We start from the raw sequence: 16,828 nt of genomic DNA, 5'->3' as shown, positions 1-16,828 counted from the left end.
GTCGCGTCACGGTCGCGGCGTCGCAGTTACGTAACATCCCGGCCCGGCAGGGTCGAAAATCCCGTTTTCCGCGCCTTTACGGGCTTCCGCCCTCATCGCTCAAAGCCCCGCTGACAAAGGCTTTCACGCCTTTTGTTCGGCACCAGACATACGCATGGCCCACTCCTTGCTCAAATGCATTCAAACGACAAATGCATTGGGGAACATCATGGGCGAATTTCTTCCTGACTATCTGATCCGCGAACAGGCCGCCGTCGGCGCGCTGGTGGTGTTCGGCGTGCTTCGCATCCTCGGCGCGATGCTCGCCTATGAACGCGGCTGGCGCATTTCGGTCGTCGAAAAATGCTTTATCGCTGCCGCGGTGCTGTACTGCCTGCCGCAACTTTTCGATCTGCTGACGCACATGTACGGCTCGCGCGCCGCAGGCGCGGCGCTGGAAGGCAAAGCAGCGGGCTGCGCGATCGCCCTCTTCTGCGCGCCGATTCTCGGACACCGGCTCGGCCTCGAATAACCGGCTTCATCGAACGAAAATCCACCATGCGACTGGGAAAGAGACCTGCAAGGGCCGCAAAACCCGCCTACCGCGCCGGCGACGTCCTGACGCTCAAGTCCGGCGGACGCCCGATGACGGCCACCTGGACCGGGCCGGTGCTATTCGCGCCAGGCAACTGGCTGATCTGCCAGTGGTTCGGCAACAACGGCGAGCTGCAGCAGGAAATGTTTCCGGAAGAGACGCTGGAACGGGCGCACAACGCGCTCGCCGCCTAGAGGGTAGTAACGGATCAGCCGGCCACCGCCGGGCGACCGTGTGTATTGCGCCGCACGCCTTTGCTGTGCGGCGCTTTTTTTGACCTCAGCCCAACGCGGCGAATGCCGGCACGCTGTGCGACAACACGGCCGCTGCGACGAACACGCCGATCATCGCCAGCGCTTCCAGATACAGCACGTTGACGAAGGTATGCGCGTCCATCGTTGAGGCCGTGCGGCGCAAGCGCGGGAGCGCCAGGAAGCGGTTGAGTCCGCCGAGCACCAATGCGAGCGCGACCAGTGCAAGCTTCAGCGTCAGCACATGGCCCCACGTGCTCATCTCGATAGCTTCGAACGAGCCGCCAGAACCGCGCACGGCATTGAAAATACCAGTGAGCAGCACCAGTCCAACCGCGACCACCGACACGTGCGACACCTGCGTCGCTGTGCGGATCAGCATCCCGCGTGCGGTCGACGTGCCGAGCGCAGGCAATACCGAGAGCCCCGCCGCCATTGCCAGCCCGCCCCAGACGCTCGTGACCAGCACATGCAGCGTCTGCATGCCGATCGCCGCCGAGGCCGGACCGGCGTCGGCCGCATGGCCGAGCGACGCCTTGCCCGCCGCAATCGCAATCACCGCGAACCACAGCAGCGCATTGCGCAGCATGCCCGTGTGACTGGCCATCGCCGTGCCCAGCAACACCAGCGCGCCGGCGAAGGCCACGCTCCAGCCGTAACCGACGTGGGTTTGCGTCAATACAGTCGGCACCACGCCGATCGCCGCCGGCAAAGCGACACCACTCATCGACGCCGCCTGGTACAACAGCCAGCCGAGATCAGCGAGCACCAGCACGACGGTGGCTGTCAGCATCGACCGTTGCGCGCGCAACCAGGCGGCCCGCGCCGGCGCGATCTTGACCTGCGCGTCTTTGGCGAGCCACGCGCCGAGCAACGCCGACCCAACGGCAAACGCAAACGCGACATTCATGAGCGCGGCCATGGCGACCTGCCCGATCCAGAGTCCGTCGATGCTCATTTGACGATGAACGCAAAGTCGCCTTGGGTACGGTGGCCGTCCGTGGCAACCGCGATCCAGTGCACCGCATAGCGGCCCGCCGTCAGCTGCGGCAGCGCCAGGCGCATCGCCTTTGCGTCACTCTTGTCGACTTGCGACGCCGCCGGCGCGGCGGGCTTGCCGCTCGTGTCGCTCAGATCGATTCTGCTGAAAGCCGGCTCGAGCGGCTCGGTGAAATGGATCGTCACTTCAGTGGGCGCGGCCACTTCGGCGTTCGCCGCCGGCTCGCTCGACACCAGATGCGCATGGGCAAAAGCCGTGGACGTCATCACCAGCGCCGCGGCGCCGAACGTCAACGCACACAGCGCCGGACGGGGAAAATTGAATAGCTTCATGTAAGGCCGATAGCGTGTGGAAAGTGAAACGGTGGACGTTGAGCCGAGGAGCGTGGGCGCCGGACAGACGCCGGCGCGCCCGGAAGTGTACGCTTCGATGGTCGGCGCGCGCGTGGGTTCAACCTGCTTTGTTATCGCAGCCGACAGGAACGACACTTGCGCCCGCGGTTCTGCAGACAACATCGAGATGCCCGGGCCGCCGACCAGGCTACGATGCGCGTCAAACTGTCGCATGCCTGTCACACCCGGAACCTTCTCTTCTGTGGCAAATAGTCATCATCACCCTTCGATGATAGAATGCTGCGTCGCCGCAGCGCCGGCTGCCCTTCACACCGAGCCGCTCGAAGTTCGGTCAGGTCCCCGATTTTGATGGAGTTACGCGTGTCTTCAAGACGCATTTTCCGCCCGTTGCTTGCCCTTCTGCTGATCGGCTCCGCGGGTGTCTATAGCGCTGCGAAAGCGCAGACTCAACCGAAGGCCCCCGACACGATGGAAGCGCGCGTGCAAGGCTGCACGGCCTGCCACGGCTCGCATGGCCAAGGTACCGACAACGACTACTTCCCGCGTCTGGCGGGCAAGCCGGCCGACTATCTGTACAACCAGTTGCAGAATTTCCGCGAAGGGCGTCGCAAGTACCCGCCGATGAACTACCTCGTCACGTATCTCTCGGACGACTACCTTCATCAGATCGCCACGTACTTCTCGCAGCAACGTCCGCCGTACCCCACGCCGTCCAAGCCGACCGTATCGGCGAGCATCGTCGCGCGCGGTCAGCAGATCGTGCTGCATGGCGACGCATCGAAAGATATTCCGGCCTGTGCGGCTTGCCACGGCAAGGCGCTGACCGGTATGGAACCCGCTATCCCGGGTCTGGTCGGCCTGCATTCGGACTACATCAGCGCGCAGTTGGGCGCATGGCGTTCGGGCTCGCGTCATGCCATCGCACCTGATTGCATGCACACCATCGCCACCCGCCTGACCGATGAAGACGTGAACGCCGTCGCTGCATGGCTTTCCACGCAAACGGCCCCACAAAACCCCGTGCCGGCTCCGGCCCGCTCGATGAAGACTCCGCTTGCCTGCGGCAGCGAACCGCAATAAGGCACCGGGAGAGACACTCAAATGAAACGCAAGTCTTTGTTCGCCCTCTCGGCAGTCGTCGTCGTTGCGGCTGCCGCACTCGTTCCCGTCCTGTGGTCGGGCGGCGACAATCTGCATAACGGCACGGCGATGGCGGCAACGCCCGCCGACCAGGCCGCGCTGATCAAGAAGGGCGAGTACCTCGCCCGCGCCGGCGACTGTATCGCCTGCCACACGGTGCGCGGCGGCAAGCAGTTTGCCGGCGGCCTGCCCATGGCTACGCCGTTCGGCACGATGTTCACGCCGAACATCACGCCTGACGACCAGTACGGTATCGGCAAGTGGACGCAGGACGACTTCTACCGCGCCATGCACACGGGCCGTTCGAAAGACGGCAGTCTGCTGTACCCGGGCTTCCCGTTCACGAGCTACACCAAGGTCACACGCGCCGACTCGGACGCGATCTATGCGTACCTGCGCTCGGTTACGCCGGTCAATGTGCCGAGCCGTCCGCACGAACTGAAATTCCCGTTCAACCAGCGCAACATGCTGATCGGCTGGCGCACACTGTTCTTCCGTGAAGGCGAGTACAAGGCTGATCCGACCAAGTCGGTTGAATGGAACCGTGGCGCGTACCTGATCGAAGGCCTCGGCCACTGCGGCATGTGCCACACGTCGATCAACGCCATGGGCGGCCCGGTCAGCTCGGCTGCGTTCGCCGGCGGTTTGATCCCGCTGCAGAACTGGTATGCGCCGTCGTTGACGTCGAACAAGGAAGCCGGCCTCGGCGATTGGGAAACCAAAGACATCGCCGACCTGCTGAAGACCGGTGTGTCGAACCGTGGCGCGGTATTCGGTCCGATGGCTGAAGTGGTCCATAACAGCCTGCAGTACATGTCGGACGAAGACATCAACGCAATGGCCACGTACCTGAAGACGATTCCGCAGAAGAGCGAAGCACCGGAACCGCTGCAGCTCGAAACCTCGGAAAAGTTCGGTGGCGAACTGTTGAAGCAAGGTCAGAAGATCTACGCTGACAACTGCGCGAAGTGCCATGCGACGAACGGCCTCGGCATGCCGCCGTCCTTCCCGCCGCTCGCGAACAACCAGTCGATCCAGATGCCGTCGGCGGTCAACCCGATCCGTATGGTGCTGAACGGCGGTTATCCGCCGAGCACGACAGCCAACCCGCATCCGTACGGCATGCCGCCGTTCGCGCAGGCGCTGTCGAACACGGAAGTGGCCGCGGTCGTGACGTACATTCGTATGTCGTGGGGCAACCACGGTACGGCTGTGTCGCCGCAGCAAGTGTCCGATCTGCGTTCGGCGCCGCTCGACTAAGCAGCGTTCGATGCACCGGGGGCGCGGCCAGCTAAACGCGCGGCCGCGCCCTTCGTTTTTTCAGGACCGGTATCATGTGGGGATAAACCCTTATGAAACCGCGCAGGAGGAAAGAGCCGTGCATGTCGGTGAGCGTTTCAACAGCATTACCCATCTCGTCGGCGCCGTACTGTCGGTGGCGGGTCTTGCTGCGCTCGTGACAATGGGCGCGCTCGACGGTGACGCGTACAAAGTGGTGAGTTTCAGTGTGTACGGTGCAATGTTGTTCGTGCTGTATGCTATCTCGACGCTTTACCACAGCGTGCGCAACCCGCGCGTGAAAGCCGTTCTGCAAAAATGCGATCATTCGGCGATCTACCTGCTGATCGCCGGCAGTTACACCCCGTTCACACTTGTTACGTTGCGCGGACCGTGGGGCTGGTCGCTTTTCGGCGTAAGCTGGGGGCTTGCCGCTCTCGGCATCGTGCAGGAATTGACGCTCGGGCGACGCACCCGCAGCGTTTCGATGGTGCTGTATGTCTTGATGGGATGGCTCGCGCTCGTTGCCGTCCGCCCGCTGGTTCAAGCCTTACCGGCAGCGGGTACCGCCTGGCTCGTGGCCGGCGGGGTCATCTACAGCGCCGGCATCTACTTCTTCATCAACGACGAGCGCATCCGGCACGGACATGGTATCTGGCACCTGTTCGTACTGGCGGGCAGTCTGTGTCAATTCGTCAGTGTCGCGCGCTACGTCGCGTGACATCCCACGGCGGCGAAATGCAACTAAAGGCCAGTCAACGTGTCTGCATAGCGCGTTGAAGCATTCGGCACGCGTTTCCCGCGTGCCGCCGATTTCTCTGCGACCGGAACTGGGCTCTGGCCTCGAACGCGCCATGCGGGCGTGTTCATGCCGCGCTTGTACCCACCTAGGCCCATTTGGTGCCGTCTGGTGCCGTTCGCGAAACTGCATTGCAAAGAACATTTATGTCTTTTGATTCCCTCGGCTTGTCCGAACCGCTGGTCCGCGCTGTACTCGAACTCGGCTACACCACTCCGACTCCGATCCAGACGCAAGCGATCCCGGCCGTGCTCAACGGCGGCGACCTGCTCGCCGGCGCGCAGACCGGCACCGGCAAGACCGCCGGCTTCACGCTGCCGATCCTGCAGCGTTTGAACACCATGCCCGCCGTTACCACGGCCTCGGGCAAGCGCGCAGTACGCGCGCTGATCCTCACGCCGACGCGCGAGCTCGCCGCACAGGTCGAAGAAAGCGTGCGCGCTTACGGCAAGTACCTGAAGCTGAAGTCGACCGTGATGTTCGGCGGCGTCGGCATCAATCCGCAGATCGGCGCGCTGCGCAGCGGCGTGGACATCGTCGTCGCAACGCCGGGCCGTTTGCTCGACCACATGCAGCAGAAGACCATCGATCTGTCGCATCTCGAGATTCTCGTGCTGGACGAAGCTGACCGCATGCTCGACATGGGCTTCATCCACGACATCAAGCGCGTGCTTGCCAAGTTGCCGCCGAAGCGTCAGAACCTGCTGTTCTCGGCCACCTTCTCCGACGAGATCAAGACGCTCGCCGACAACCTGCTCGACTCGCCGGCACTGATCGAAGTCGCCCGTCGCAACACGACGGCCGAACTCGTCGCACAAAAGATCCACCCGGTCGACCGCGACAAGAAGCGCGAGCTGCTCACGCACCTCATCAAGCAACACAACTGGTTTCAGGTGCTGGTGTTCACGCGCACGAAGCACGGCGCGAACCGCCTTGCCGAACAGCTGACGAAAGACGGCATCAGCGCACTGGCGATTCACGGCAACAAGAGCCAATCGGCCCGCACGCGCGCGCTCGCCGAGTTCAAGGACGCCACGCTGCAGGTGTTGGTCGCGACCGACATCGCCGCACGCGGCATCGATATCGATCAGTTGCCGCACGTGGTCAACTACGATCTGCCGAACGTGCCGGAAGACTACGTGCACCGCATCGGCCGCACGGGTCGTGCTGGCGCATCGGGCGAAGCGATCTCGCTGGTGTGCGTCGACGAACTGCAACTGCTGAAGGACATCGAGAAGCTGATCAAGCGCCAGGTGCCGCAGGAAGTGATCGCCGGTTTTGAGCCGGATCCGACCGCGAAGCCAGAGCCGATCCTGCGCCGTGGCCAGGGTGGCGGCGGTGGCGGTGGACGTTCGCCGCGCCAGGGTCAAGGCGCGCCGAAGCGCGAGGGCGGTGGTCAGCGTGAAGGTGGCCGCCGCGACGGCGCAGCAGCGGCCAAGCCGGCGCAACGTTCGGGTCAGCGTCCGGCGAATGGTCAGCAGCAACCGAAGCCGCAAGGCGCGAAGCCGGCCGGCAACGGCGGGCAACCTCGCCGCGACGGCCAGCGTCATGAAGGCCAGCCGCGCGCAGCGGCACACGAAGGCAGCGCCGCGCAACATGCACCGCGCAAGCCGCAGGCAGCAAAGCCGCAAGGCGGCAATCCGGGTGCATTGCTGGGCGGCACGAAGTCGCGCAACGAAGCGCCGCGCGGCGGCCAGCCGACACGCAGCGGCCAGCGCGGCCGTTAAGCATTAAAGCAACTGTTAGCTCGCTAGCCGTAGTCCCAGACTAACGGCTAGTCGCAGCGGCGGCTTGCTTCAGGTGCTCGATCTGCCGTTCCCATCGATCGAGCACCGTCTCTCCTTCCCCTTCCAGTTCAAACGTAATACCACTCGTCAGGCGCGCATACCGCACGCTCTGCGCCTCTCCTGTGTCGATCGAGCCGATAAGGTACACGAGGCCGCTGTCATCGCCTGTCACGCCCGCTAGCGGCGTCAAACGCAACTGCACCTGATAGAACGCCTCATCGCAGACGAACGTCAACGCGGCCCGGCCGCGTTGCGCAATCACGCGCGCCGCCCGAGCCTGCGGCCACAAGGCGATGCATAGCGAACGCGAATCCGGCGCATACAACTCGCCGACACCGAGCAGCGAGGTGCGCACATGACCGTTCGCATCGACGGTAAGCAGCGATGCGGTGAAACCCGTCTTGCTCGCCAGCGACGAACCGTCGAACAACGTGCGGACAGCGTCAGGCCATTCGTCGAACACGTGTTGTTCGAGTGGACGTTCGGGTGCAGGGGAATCGCTCATCGTTCCGATCCAGTCTGAAACAGGTTGCCAGGGTAGCAAGGATCCATCATGCCTCGAAAAGCGAATGGCCCGCACAAGCGGGCCATTCATCTTCATCTCTATACGCCGTGGACTCAGCAGAAAAACATCAGCGGAAGAACACGTGCTGCGTGATCTTGGCGAGTGGGTAATGCACGCCAGGCTGAATCTTGGCCGGCAGATCGAGCGGCTTGAGCAACATCTTCACGCACATGTCCGCCGACAGATTGCGCCGCACCAACGCATTGATGCGCGCCGCGCGTTCGCGGTTGTAGGCCGAATCGTGCACGCGCTCCGGATAACGAATCGCGAACACATGACGCAACGCGATCTCCGAGTCTTCGTTCTTGATTTCCATCACACGGCGCATCAACGCGCCGAGAACCGCAAGACGGCCATTGCCTTCGATCTTGTTGTACTTCTTGAAGAACTTGAAAAAGTGCTTGTAGTGACGGACTTCGTCAGTGCGGATGTTGTCGGTGATCTGCTTGAGCACCGGCTCGTCCGAACATTCGCCGATCGCGCGATACAGCGTTGCCGTACCCGTTTCCACCACGCAGCGGGCCACCATCTCAAGCGCGCGGGTCTTTTCGAAGTCTTCGACCGAACAGGTCAGCGAATACTCCTCCATGAAATGGCGGAACGCGGTGTCCCAATCGAACTCAGGCCAGACGTAGGCGATATACGTTTTGAGCGCCCGGCCGTGCTGCATCTCTTCGGGTTCCCATTCCTGGTTGAGCCAGGCCGAGACTTCCGGGTCACCGTCGAAGAAAGTACTCAGATTACTGGTGTAAAGATCGGTGCCGCTTTCGATAAACGAAGCGGCGCACAACAGAAGCAGCAGGTCTTCGTTAGCCACTGCCTTCTGGCGATCTATGCGGGTGAGGTCGATATCCTCAATCCGCCAGGGCATCACATGGTTCAGCTCAGTGTGCATTGTGTCCTTGCTCCGAAAGCTGTATCGACTCGTGGAGCGCTCGAAACCGCCCACTATCGCAAGGGCGGTTCGCCGTGTCGGATACAGCGCCTTGAATTAGAGTTAACCCCTTGTATCTTGCATCTTAGCCGGTGTTTAGCAACTCTGCAGATAACCCAGCACAGACCATGCCGGACCGCCACAGTTCCAATTTCACGGTAGTCGAATCCTTCGGTTGATTACAAGCGAACACGCAAGGCACAAAAAAAGCCAGCTCGACGAGCTGGCTTTGGCTTGAACAGGACGGCGCGGGTTAAGCGCGGCACGGCTCGCTGCGGAGCACAACGACCGCCAGCAAAGCCGTCATGCGGGCTGAACGCCTTCGAGACGACGGACGCGCCGCATACGCCACGCGACCACGATGAGCGACAACCCCGAAAGCACCGCGGCAATCAGGACGTAGTAACTTGGCGCGAGTTTGTCGCCGGTCAAATGAATAAAGGTCTCCACAATCGTCGGCGCAAAGCCGCCGAAAATCGTCACGCCGATGCTGTAACCGATTGAAAGACCGGTCGAGCGCACTTGCGTCGGGAATATCTCGGACATCAGCGCGGGCATCGGTCCGGAGTAAGCCGCCTTGAAAATGCCAGCTGTGCCTTGCAACACTAACAGCCAGCCAATCGTCGGATGGGTCTGCAACCACGCGAACATCGGATAGATCAGCGTGCCCATCAGAATCGACGTGGTCAGCATGATGCGAATCCGGCCGATACGATCAGACAACGCACCCATCACCGGCGACAAAATGAACTGCAAACCGCCGTTGAGCACCACCACGCCGAACGACGCCGCCGCAGGCATGTGCAACTGCTTGACCGCGTACATCGGCATGTAGAGTTGCAACACGTACACACCGACTGTCGACTGCGCAACGATACCCACGGCCAGCAGCAGATTCACCCACTGGTTGCTGAACGACGCATCCTTTTCTGGCGTCTGCTGACGCTTGGCCGCTGTCTCACGCGCTTCGCGCAACGCGAGAAACTCCGGCGTCTCGTCGAGATGCGAACGGATGTAATAGCCCACCGGCCCGACCAGCAGACCGAACATGAATGGCAGGCGCCAGCCCCAGCTATTGAGTTGCTCGGGTGGCATCCACGCGGTCAGGAGCGAACCGAAGGCCGCCGCGGTGACCGCGGCCAGGCCCTGGCTTGCGAACTGCCAACTCGCGTAATAGCCACGCCGTGACGCGCTGTGCTCGACCATGAAGGCCGTCGCGCTACCGAACTCGCCGCCCACCGCGAAACCCTGCACGAGCCGCGCAAGCAGGATCAACACGGGCGCGGCGATACCGATCGACGCGTACGGCGGCATCACTGCCATCGTGAAGGTGCCGACCATCATCAGCGCGATGGCGAGGGTGAGCGCCGACTTACGGCCCTTGCGATCGCCATAGACGCCCAACACGACGGCGCCAAGCGGCCGCATCAGGAAGGAAATGCCGAAGGTGGCGATGGCGAGCAGCGTCGAGAGCCATTCGTCTTGCATCGGGAAGAACTGTTTCGCGATGATGGTCGCGAAGTAGCCGTAGACCAGAAAGTCGAACCACTCCAATGCATTGCCGACCGACGACGAAAACACGATACGTCGCACCATCGCTTTGGAAAGCGGTGCGGACGTGGAATGCGGGGATGCCGTCGCGGATCGCGACGCGGGGGTATTCATAATGTCTCCTGCCCTGCCTGGTGCTGGTTGCACTGGTTGCACTGGTTGCGCACGATGCGCGATGCATTGTCGACAGACGCAGCGAAACGAAGCGCAGCGGCCGCGTGAGTCGCGCCGCGCTCCGTCTGAATTGTTCAGAAGCCGGCTGCCAACCCGTCGCGACGGCTGTCGCTCGCCGCCACATAGCCGCGGTCCGGATCATTCCGGTCGAGCTTCCAGATGTACTGGCCGGAGCCAAAGTCCATGTACGGATCGTCGACCGACTTGATCGTGTGGCCCAGCTTCTGCAACGCCTCGGCGGTCTTCGGATCGAGCGTCGATTCGATGTCGATGGTGAAGTCGCGGTTGACCTTCCAGCGCGGCGCATCGCAGGCGGCCTGCGGTTGCTGACCGTAATCGAGCATCCGCACGATCGATTGCAGGTGGCCTTGCGGCTGCATGTCGCCGCCCATCACGCCGAAGCTCATCACCGCTTCCTGCTTGCCGTCCACCTGCTGCGTCAGGAACGACGGGATGATGGTATGGAATGGCCGCTTGCCGCCTTCCACCACGTTCGGCGACTTCGGATCCATCGAGAAGCCGCACCCGCGGTTCTGCATCGCAATGCCGCTGTCCGGCACCACGATGCCCGAGCCGAAGCCCATGTAGTTCGACTGGATGAAGCTGACCATCATGCCGCGCTCGTCGGCCACCGACATGTAGATCGTGCCGCCGGCCTTCGGCATGCCGAAGTCGAATTGCGTGGCGCGCTTGTGGTCGATCAGCTTCGCGCGCGACGTGAGGTACGCGTCGTCGAGCATCTGCTCGGGTGTCACTTCCATCGAACGCGGATCGGCGACATAGCGATAAACGTCGGCGAACGCCAGCTTCATCGCTTCGATCTGCAAATGCTGCGACTCGACGTTGTCGACGGCGAGTTCTTTCACGTCGAATTTTTCGAGGATGCCCAACGCGATCAGCGCCGCGATGCCCTGGCCGTTCGGCGGAATTTCATGCACGGTGTAGCCGCGATAATCCTTGCCGATCGGCTCGACCCAATCCGCGCGGTAGTTGCGCAAATCGTCGAGCGTCAACGCGCCGCCGCCTTCGCGCGCAAACGCCGCGATCTGTTCGGCGATCTCACCTTCGTAGTACGCACGCGGGCCTTGTTCCGCGAGCTTGCGCAGTGTCTTCGCGTGCCCGGGAAAGCGCACCAATTCGCTGACTTCCGGCGCACGGCCGCGCGGCATGAAGGTTTGCGCGAAGCCCGGCAGGTCCTTCAATTCCGGCACGGCAGCCGCCCATTTGTAAGCGACGATGCTCGCCACCGCGTGCCCACGCTCGGCGATTTCGATTGCCGGCTCCATCAGATCGGCGAACGGCAGCGAGCCGAATTTCTGATGCAACGCCTCCCAGCCGGCGATCACGCCTGGCACGGTAACGGCGTCCCAACCGCGCTTGGGTTGCTTGGCGAAGCCGTTTTCCTCACCGTATTTGCGCTTGAAGTAATCGACGTTCCAGGCCGCCGGCGACACGCCCGAAGCGTTCAGGCCGTGCAGTTTCTTGCCGTCCCACACCAGCGCGAAGGCGTCGCCGCCAAGGCCACACGACACCGGCTCGACCACCGTAATGGCGGCCGCCGCCGCGATCGCCGCGTCGACAGCATTGCCGCCTTTCCACAGCATCCGTAGACCGGCTTGCGCGGCGAGCGGGTGCGAAGTCGAAACGATGTTGCGTGCGAATACAGGTAGACGCGGTGTCGGATAGGGGTTTTGCCAGTTGAAGCCAGTCATGTCGAACACTCTCGAAAGCACGGGCCGGCACCCTCTCGAGCGCCGGAAACCATGGGAAGCGGGTAAAAACGGGGTAAAACGCGGAACCTTGGATTGCAGCGCGATCCGGCACAAAAAACAAATTCATTTATCAAATGAATAAATGCGCAAATGGTCTGAATGGGTCTTTGCGCAGTCGTCCCTGATCCGAACCATGACGCACGAGTTAGCGGACACGACATGTGATGGTCTTACAATACGCTCACCCCCGTTCACGCATCACCCGTTTTCCGGCTCGGCTGATCGCGCCGTTGGCGGGCAGCGCCGATAAAAACCCACGACCCGAGACCCATGACCCGAGACCCCCGCCTGACTCTCAATGCCCGGCAACAGGAACTGCTGGAGTGGGTGCAACGCGACGGCTTCGTGACCGTGGACGACCTCGCGGCCCACTTCGACGTGACGCCGCAGACGATCCGCCGCGACGTCAACTGGCTCGCCGACATGAACCTGCTGCGCCGCTATCACGGCGGCGCCAGTCTGCCGACCAGTTCCGAGAACGTCTCGTACACAGCGCGTCAGCGAATGTTCCATGACGAGAAACGGCGCATCGCGACGCTAGTGGCCACTCACATTCCCGACCAGGCGTCGCTCTTCATCAACCTCGGCACGACCACCGAAGAAGTCGCGCGCGCGCTCAACCGGCATCGCGGGTTGCGTGTGATCACCAACAATCTGAACGTCGCCAGCATGATGAGCGGCTATCCGGATTGCGAAGTGCTGGTGACGGGCGGCATCGTGCGGCCGTGGGACAAGGGCATCGTCGGCGAACTGGCGATCGACTTCATCCGGCAATTCAAGGTGGACTTCGCGATCATCGGAACGTCGAGCATTGAAACGGATGGCACGCTGCGCGATTTCGACACCCGCGAAGTGCGCGTGGCCGAGGCGATCATCCAGCATGCGCGCACGGTGTTCCTCGCCGCCGACAACTCCAAATTCGGCCGCCCGGCGCTCGTCCGCCAAGGTCATCTCGATCAGATCGACGCGCTTTTCACCGACGCCGCGCCGCCTGCCGAAATGAACGAAATGCTCGCCGCCGCCAACTGCCAGGTGTATATCGCCGAGTAATCCCAGGCCTCTTCGGCCATGTTGCAGCGCACGCGAAACTTCGAGTGAAATCAAGGATTTGACCGCTCCTCCAAACCGCCTCTGCGGGCTCCAATTGTCAAAGGGAAAATTTACTGGAGCCCCTTTGGTGTTTAACGGGCGTTTGACTACACTCCAGTTCCCCAGCGTCCGTTCTGCGTTGCATGGAGTGCTGGCAGCGTGAACCTGTCGTGATAGCCGTACCTCCCGCCTGATCCTCTAGCGGACTTCACTGGCATCTGGCCAGTCGCCGGCAAGGCCGTCCGCGTTAGCTTGACATGGAGAGAACGATGCTGAGTCCGCATGAATTCGCCACGTTGTTGCTCGTCAAGGACGCTCCCAATCAAGTCGACATGGAGCGAGAAGAACTCGACGCCCTGCTGGAACGCCAGCTTGTGCAACTCGAACGGCTCGCATCGGGCAACGAACAATGGCGCGTGACCGAAACCGGCGACAACGCACTCCGGGCCATCAAACGTTTCTCGTAGCACGTTGGGTTCTGAAGCCGACGACCGGCAGCATGACGACGGGCCACGCCGCAGCGACATTGCGCGCATCCTCGGTTCTTCCATGCCGCCACGCGTTTCTTGTCTCAAACGAGGCGGCCGCATAAACGGCCGCTTTGTTGTGCCCAATTCATTTACGCAGTAAATTGACGCGACGGACCTTCTGCCTTCGCGCATGCCAAAAACGCTCTCCTCCGACGACATCCAGCATTTCCGCGAAACCATGCGGCGCGTGGCCGAAAACGCGTTCGCCACGCGCGGCGCGCAGGGCGTGACAATGCGCGAACTGGCGAAGGAGCTGGGTTGCAGCGCGATGACGCCCTATCGCTACTTCCGCGACAAGGAGGAGATCCTTGCAATGGTCCGCGCGGCGGCATTCAACCGCTTCGCGGCGCGGCTCGAGGCAGTGGCCAAGGAAACGTCCGCGACCGACCGCTCCGCCATCAGCGATGCCTACGTGGCATTCGCGCTCGATGAACCGCACGCCTATCGCCTGATGTTCGATCTGAATCAGCAGGAAGGCGCGTACCCGGAACTCACCGCCGCGTCGCAGCGTGCCTGGCGCATGCTCGGGACGCACTTCGAGCAACTCGTTGCCGCGGGCATTCTGGAAGGCGATCCACAACTGATCGGCTATGCCTACTGGGCAAGCCTGCACGGCTTCACCATGCTCGCGCTCGCCAACCAGTTGCCGTTGCCACTGGCGCAACAAGCCGCCGCGAGCAACGCGCCGACGCGCGAGGCCGTGCTCGCGCAGATTCGCCGGATGTTGTGGCGCGGGGCCCAGCCGCAGCGCGGCTAGCCCTTCAGCCCTTCAGCCCTTCAACTCACTCAACGCGAATAGCCCGGTGGGAGGCACCGGGAAGCGAGGTCCGGGCGCGAAGCTCAGCCCGCCCGCAAGGTCGGATCAGCCGCCGCGCGCCAGCTCAACGCCTTGGCTCGCTGGTCGGTGAAGAACGTCACCCATTGATTACGCACCTGCGGGTCAGGACTCACTGCCAGGCTCGTGTAATGCTGCGCAAGCGACGCCTGGAACGCGCAGTAATCGTCCTTCGACAACTTGCCGCGCCGATTCGCCACATACGCGTCGAACATCGTCGCGTAGACACCTTGCGCGTCGTTGCCATAGTCGACTGTTTGAGAACTGCACATCTGCTGCAACGATGCGAACGAGGGCGCGCCCATCGTTCCGTTCAAGCTCGGCGAGCTGACGCATCCCGTCAGGAGCGCAGCGGCGCCGATCATCCAAAGTCCACGCATGAATTCACCTCGAAATGGCTGCTGCCGTGAGTATCGTCCGTGGCCGCGCGTTGCGCCACCACCTTAGCCAACTGTTAGAAGTGTGCGTAAGAAAACCGAACTTTACTTTTTCGAATATGTTCATTAAAGTTCGAAAACGAACACTATCGATTCGATAGTTTTTCCAAACAGCTTCCGGAATAGACGCAGGGGACACAGCAGGTGACGCAAGGCTCGAGATACGATTTGCTCGTCGTGGGCGGTGGGATCAACGGCGCAGGCATCGCACGCGATGCGGCGGGCCGCGGCCTGTCAGTGCTGCTCTGCGAACAGGACGATCTGGCGGCGCATACGTCGTCGGCCAGTACCAAGCTGATTCACGGCGGCCTGCGCTACCTCGAATACCGCGAATTCGGGCTGGTCCGCAAAGCCCTGCAGGAACGCGAAACGCTGCTGCGCGCGGCGCCACACATCATGTGGCCGCTGCGTTTCGTGATGCCGCACATGCCCGATCTGCGCCCAGCCTGGCTGATCCGCGCCGGCCTGTTCCTTTACGATCACCTCGCCAAACGCGAACTGCTGCCCGGCTCACGCGGCATTGTGATGCGCAACCACCCCGCCGGCGCGCCGCTGGTCGATTCGATCAAGCGCGGTTTCGTGTATTCGGACGGTTGGGTCAACGACGCACGTCTGGTCGTGCTGAACGCACTGGATGCGCAGGAGCGCGGCGCAAAGATTCTCACGCGCACCAAGCTGCTGAGCGCGGTGCGTGCCGGCGGCGAATGGCGCGCGCAACTCAAGCGCGCGGACGGCACCATCCTCGACGTGCGCGCGGCCTCGATTGCGAATGCTGCCGGTCCGTGGGTCGGCGAATTGCTGCATGGCGCGCTCGGCCGCGAGGCGACGCATAGCGTGCGCCTCGTGAAAGGCAGCCATATCGTCACGCGCCGTCTGTTCGAACACGATCACGCGTACATCTTCCAGAATCCGGACAAGCGGATCATCTTTGCGATTCCGTACGAACACGATTACACGCTGATCGGCACGACCGACCTCGAATATCGCGGCGACCCGTCGAAAGTAGCGATCGACGCCGACGAAATACAGTATCTCTGCGACTCGATCAATCGCTACTTCAAAGAAAAGATCTCGCCGCAAGACGTACGCTGGACCTACTCGGGCGTGCGTCCGCTGCTCGAGGAAGAAGGCGCGGACAACCCGTCGGCCGTCACACGCGATTACTCGCTGGAACTCGATGCGCCCGCAGGCGAGGCGCCGCTTCTGTCGGTGTTCGGCGGCAAGATCACGACGTTCCGCAAACTGGCGGAAGAAGCCGTCGACAAACTCGCGCACGCGCTGCACAACGGCACGCCTTCGTGGACGGCCGGGGTGCCGCTGCCCGGTGGCGATATTCCACAAGCCAATTTCGAGCGCTTCCTCGCCGGCTTCAAGCAACAGAATCCCTGGCTGCCTGCCGACCTGGCTCATCGCCTCGCCCGTGCGTACGGCACCCGCGTGAAGCACGTCATTGGCAACGCGCGCTCGGTGGCAGACCTGGGACGCGCTTTCGCGCCAGGTCTCTACGAAGCCGAACTCACTTATCTGCGCGACACCGAATGGGCGCGCAGCGCGCAGGACGTGTTGTGGCGCCGCTCGAAACTCGGCCTGCACGTCGAGCCCGGCACGCTCGATTCGATCACACGCGACATCGACACCTGGCTCGCTCGCGAACCGGCCCGACAGAATGCCTAGTCAGGTTACTTAGTCGGTCCAGATAGTGAGGTCACTCAGTTGAGCTGCCTGGTTAAGGCACTTGGTTAGGCTGCTCCGTTAGATC

Annotated in this window: 17 protein-coding genes; 10 read left to right on the top strand and 7 right to left on the bottom strand. The window is 62.4% G+C overall.

The annotated features are described in order from the left end of the window. The first annotated feature begins 208 nt into the window (after positions 1 to 208). Positions 209 to 511: a hypothetical protein gene (locus PQQ52_RS27305; protein ID WP_408218326.1), complete on the top strand. Its 303-nt coding sequence runs from the start codon at positions 209 to 211 to the stop codon at positions 509 to 511. Positions 512 to 537: 26 nt separating this feature from the next. Next, positions 538 to 768, top strand: a complete 231-nt coding sequence (locus tag PQQ52_RS27300; RefSeq protein WP_408218323.1) for a YodC family protein — start codon at positions 538 to 540, stop codon at positions 766 to 768. An 85-nt stretch (positions 769 to 853) separates the two neighbouring features. On the opposite strand, the gene PQQ52_RS27295 is transcribed toward PQQ52_RS27300, so the two are convergent. Both PQQ52_RS27295 and copC read right to left on the bottom strand, forming a co-directional pair. Next, positions 854 to 1,783, bottom strand: coding sequence for a CopD family protein (locus tag PQQ52_RS27295; RefSeq protein ID WP_408218321.1), 930 nt, complete (start codon positions 1,781 to 1,783; stop codon positions 854 to 856). Continuing rightward, positions 1,780 to 2,157, bottom strand: a complete 378-nt coding sequence (gene copC / locus PQQ52_RS27290) for a copper homeostasis periplasmic binding protein CopC (protein ID WP_408218403.1) — start codon at positions 2,155 to 2,157, stop codon at positions 1,780 to 1,782. Before copC ends, PQQ52_RS27295 begins: the two co-directional genes overlap by 4 nt. Positions 2,158 to 2,526: 369 nt before the next feature. On the opposite strand from copC, the gene PQQ52_RS27285 reads away from it, so the two are divergent. The 4 genes from PQQ52_RS27285 to PQQ52_RS27270 all read left to right on the top strand — a co-directional run bounded on the left by PQQ52_RS27285 (position 2,527) and on the right by PQQ52_RS27270 (position 7,122). Then, positions 2,527 to 3,258, top strand: a complete 732-nt coding sequence (locus PQQ52_RS27285; RefSeq protein ID WP_408218318.1) for a c-type cytochrome — start codon at positions 2,527 to 2,529, stop codon at positions 3,256 to 3,258. A 21-nt stretch (positions 3,259 to 3,279) separates the two neighbouring features. Continuing rightward, positions 3,280 to 4,578 (top strand): c-type cytochrome, encoded by a 1,299-nt coding sequence (locus PQQ52_RS27280; protein WP_408218315.1) that lies wholly within the window; start codon positions 3,280 to 3,282, stop codon positions 4,576 to 4,578. Between the two features lie 118 nt (positions 4,579 to 4,696). Then, positions 4,697 to 5,317: a PAQR family membrane homeostasis protein TrhA gene (gene trhA, locus PQQ52_RS27275; protein ID WP_408218312.1), complete on the top strand. Its 621-nt coding sequence runs from the start codon at positions 4,697 to 4,699 to the stop codon at positions 5,315 to 5,317. Between the two features lie 224 nt (positions 5,318 to 5,541). Beyond that, positions 5,542 to 7,122 carry a DEAD/DEAH box helicase gene (locus PQQ52_RS27270; RefSeq protein WP_408218309.1) on the top strand — a complete coding sequence of 527 codons (1,581 nt, stop codon included), beginning with the start codon at positions 5,542 to 5,544 and terminating at the stop codon, positions 7,120 to 7,122. A gap of 40 nt (positions 7,123 to 7,162) precedes the next feature. Here PQQ52_RS27270 and PQQ52_RS27265 read toward each other — a convergent pair whose 3' ends face one another. The 4 genes from PQQ52_RS27265 to ggt form a co-directional block, all read right to left on the bottom strand. Next, positions 7,163 to 7,687 carry a hypothetical protein gene (locus PQQ52_RS27265; RefSeq protein WP_408218306.1) on the bottom strand — a complete coding sequence of 175 codons (525 nt, stop codon included), beginning with the start codon at positions 7,685 to 7,687 and terminating at the stop codon, positions 7,163 to 7,165. Between the two features lie 127 nt (positions 7,688 to 7,814). Next, positions 7,815 to 8,642, bottom strand: coding sequence for a ferritin-like domain-containing protein (locus PQQ52_RS27260; protein ID WP_408218304.1), 828 nt, complete (start codon positions 8,640 to 8,642; stop codon positions 7,815 to 7,817). Between the two features lie 342 nt (positions 8,643 to 8,984). After that, a complete protein-coding gene (locus PQQ52_RS27255) occupies positions 8,985 to 10,346 on the bottom strand; it encodes an MFS transporter (protein ID WP_408218301.1) in 1,362 nt (453 codons plus the stop codon). 134 nt (positions 10,347 to 10,480) lie between these two features. Next, complete coding sequence (gene ggt, locus PQQ52_RS27250; protein ID WP_408218299.1) at positions 10,481 to 12,118, bottom strand: gamma-glutamyltransferase; 1,638 nt, start codon at positions 12,116 to 12,118, stop codon at positions 10,481 to 10,483. 330 nt (positions 12,119 to 12,448) lie between these two features. Here ggt and PQQ52_RS27245 point away from each other — a divergent pair, with 330 nt between their 5' ends. The 3 genes from PQQ52_RS27245 (at position 12,449) to PQQ52_RS27235 (ending at position 14,554) form a co-directional block, all read left to right on the top strand. Further along, positions 12,449 to 13,228, top strand: coding sequence for a DeoR/GlpR family DNA-binding transcription regulator (locus PQQ52_RS27245; protein WP_408218296.1), 780 nt, complete (start codon positions 12,449 to 12,451; stop codon positions 13,226 to 13,228). 308 nt (positions 13,229 to 13,536) lie between these two features. Beyond that, positions 13,537 to 13,734 (top strand): hypothetical protein, encoded by a 198-nt coding sequence (locus PQQ52_RS27240; protein WP_408218294.1) that lies wholly within the window; start codon positions 13,537 to 13,539, stop codon positions 13,732 to 13,734. A gap of 193 nt (positions 13,735 to 13,927) precedes the next feature. Further along, entirely contained in the window at positions 13,928 to 14,554 is a 627-nt protein-coding gene (locus PQQ52_RS27235; protein WP_408218292.1) for a TetR/AcrR family transcriptional regulator, read from the top strand. A gap of 83 nt (positions 14,555 to 14,637) precedes the next feature. Here PQQ52_RS27235 and PQQ52_RS27230 read toward each other — a convergent pair whose 3' ends face one another. Then, entirely contained in the window at positions 14,638 to 15,012 is a 375-nt protein-coding gene (locus PQQ52_RS27230) for a hypothetical protein (RefSeq protein WP_408218290.1), read from the bottom strand. A gap of 201 nt (positions 15,013 to 15,213) precedes the next feature. Here PQQ52_RS27230 and glpD point away from each other — a divergent pair, with 201 nt between their 5' ends. Then, positions 15,214 to 16,743, top strand: a complete 1,530-nt coding sequence (glpD, locus tag PQQ52_RS27225; protein ID WP_408218287.1) for a glycerol-3-phosphate dehydrogenase — start codon at positions 15,214 to 15,216, stop codon at positions 16,741 to 16,743. Positions 16,744 to 16,828 lie beyond the last annotated feature (85 nt).

This window comes from Paraburkholderia sediminicola, assembly GCF_046030555.1.
Classification (GTDB): domain Bacteria; phylum Pseudomonadota; class Gammaproteobacteria; order Burkholderiales; family Burkholderiaceae; genus Paraburkholderia; species Paraburkholderia sediminicola_E.
Note: the sequence above shows the minus strand (reverse complement) of the source record. Positions and strands in the feature narration are given on the sequence as shown.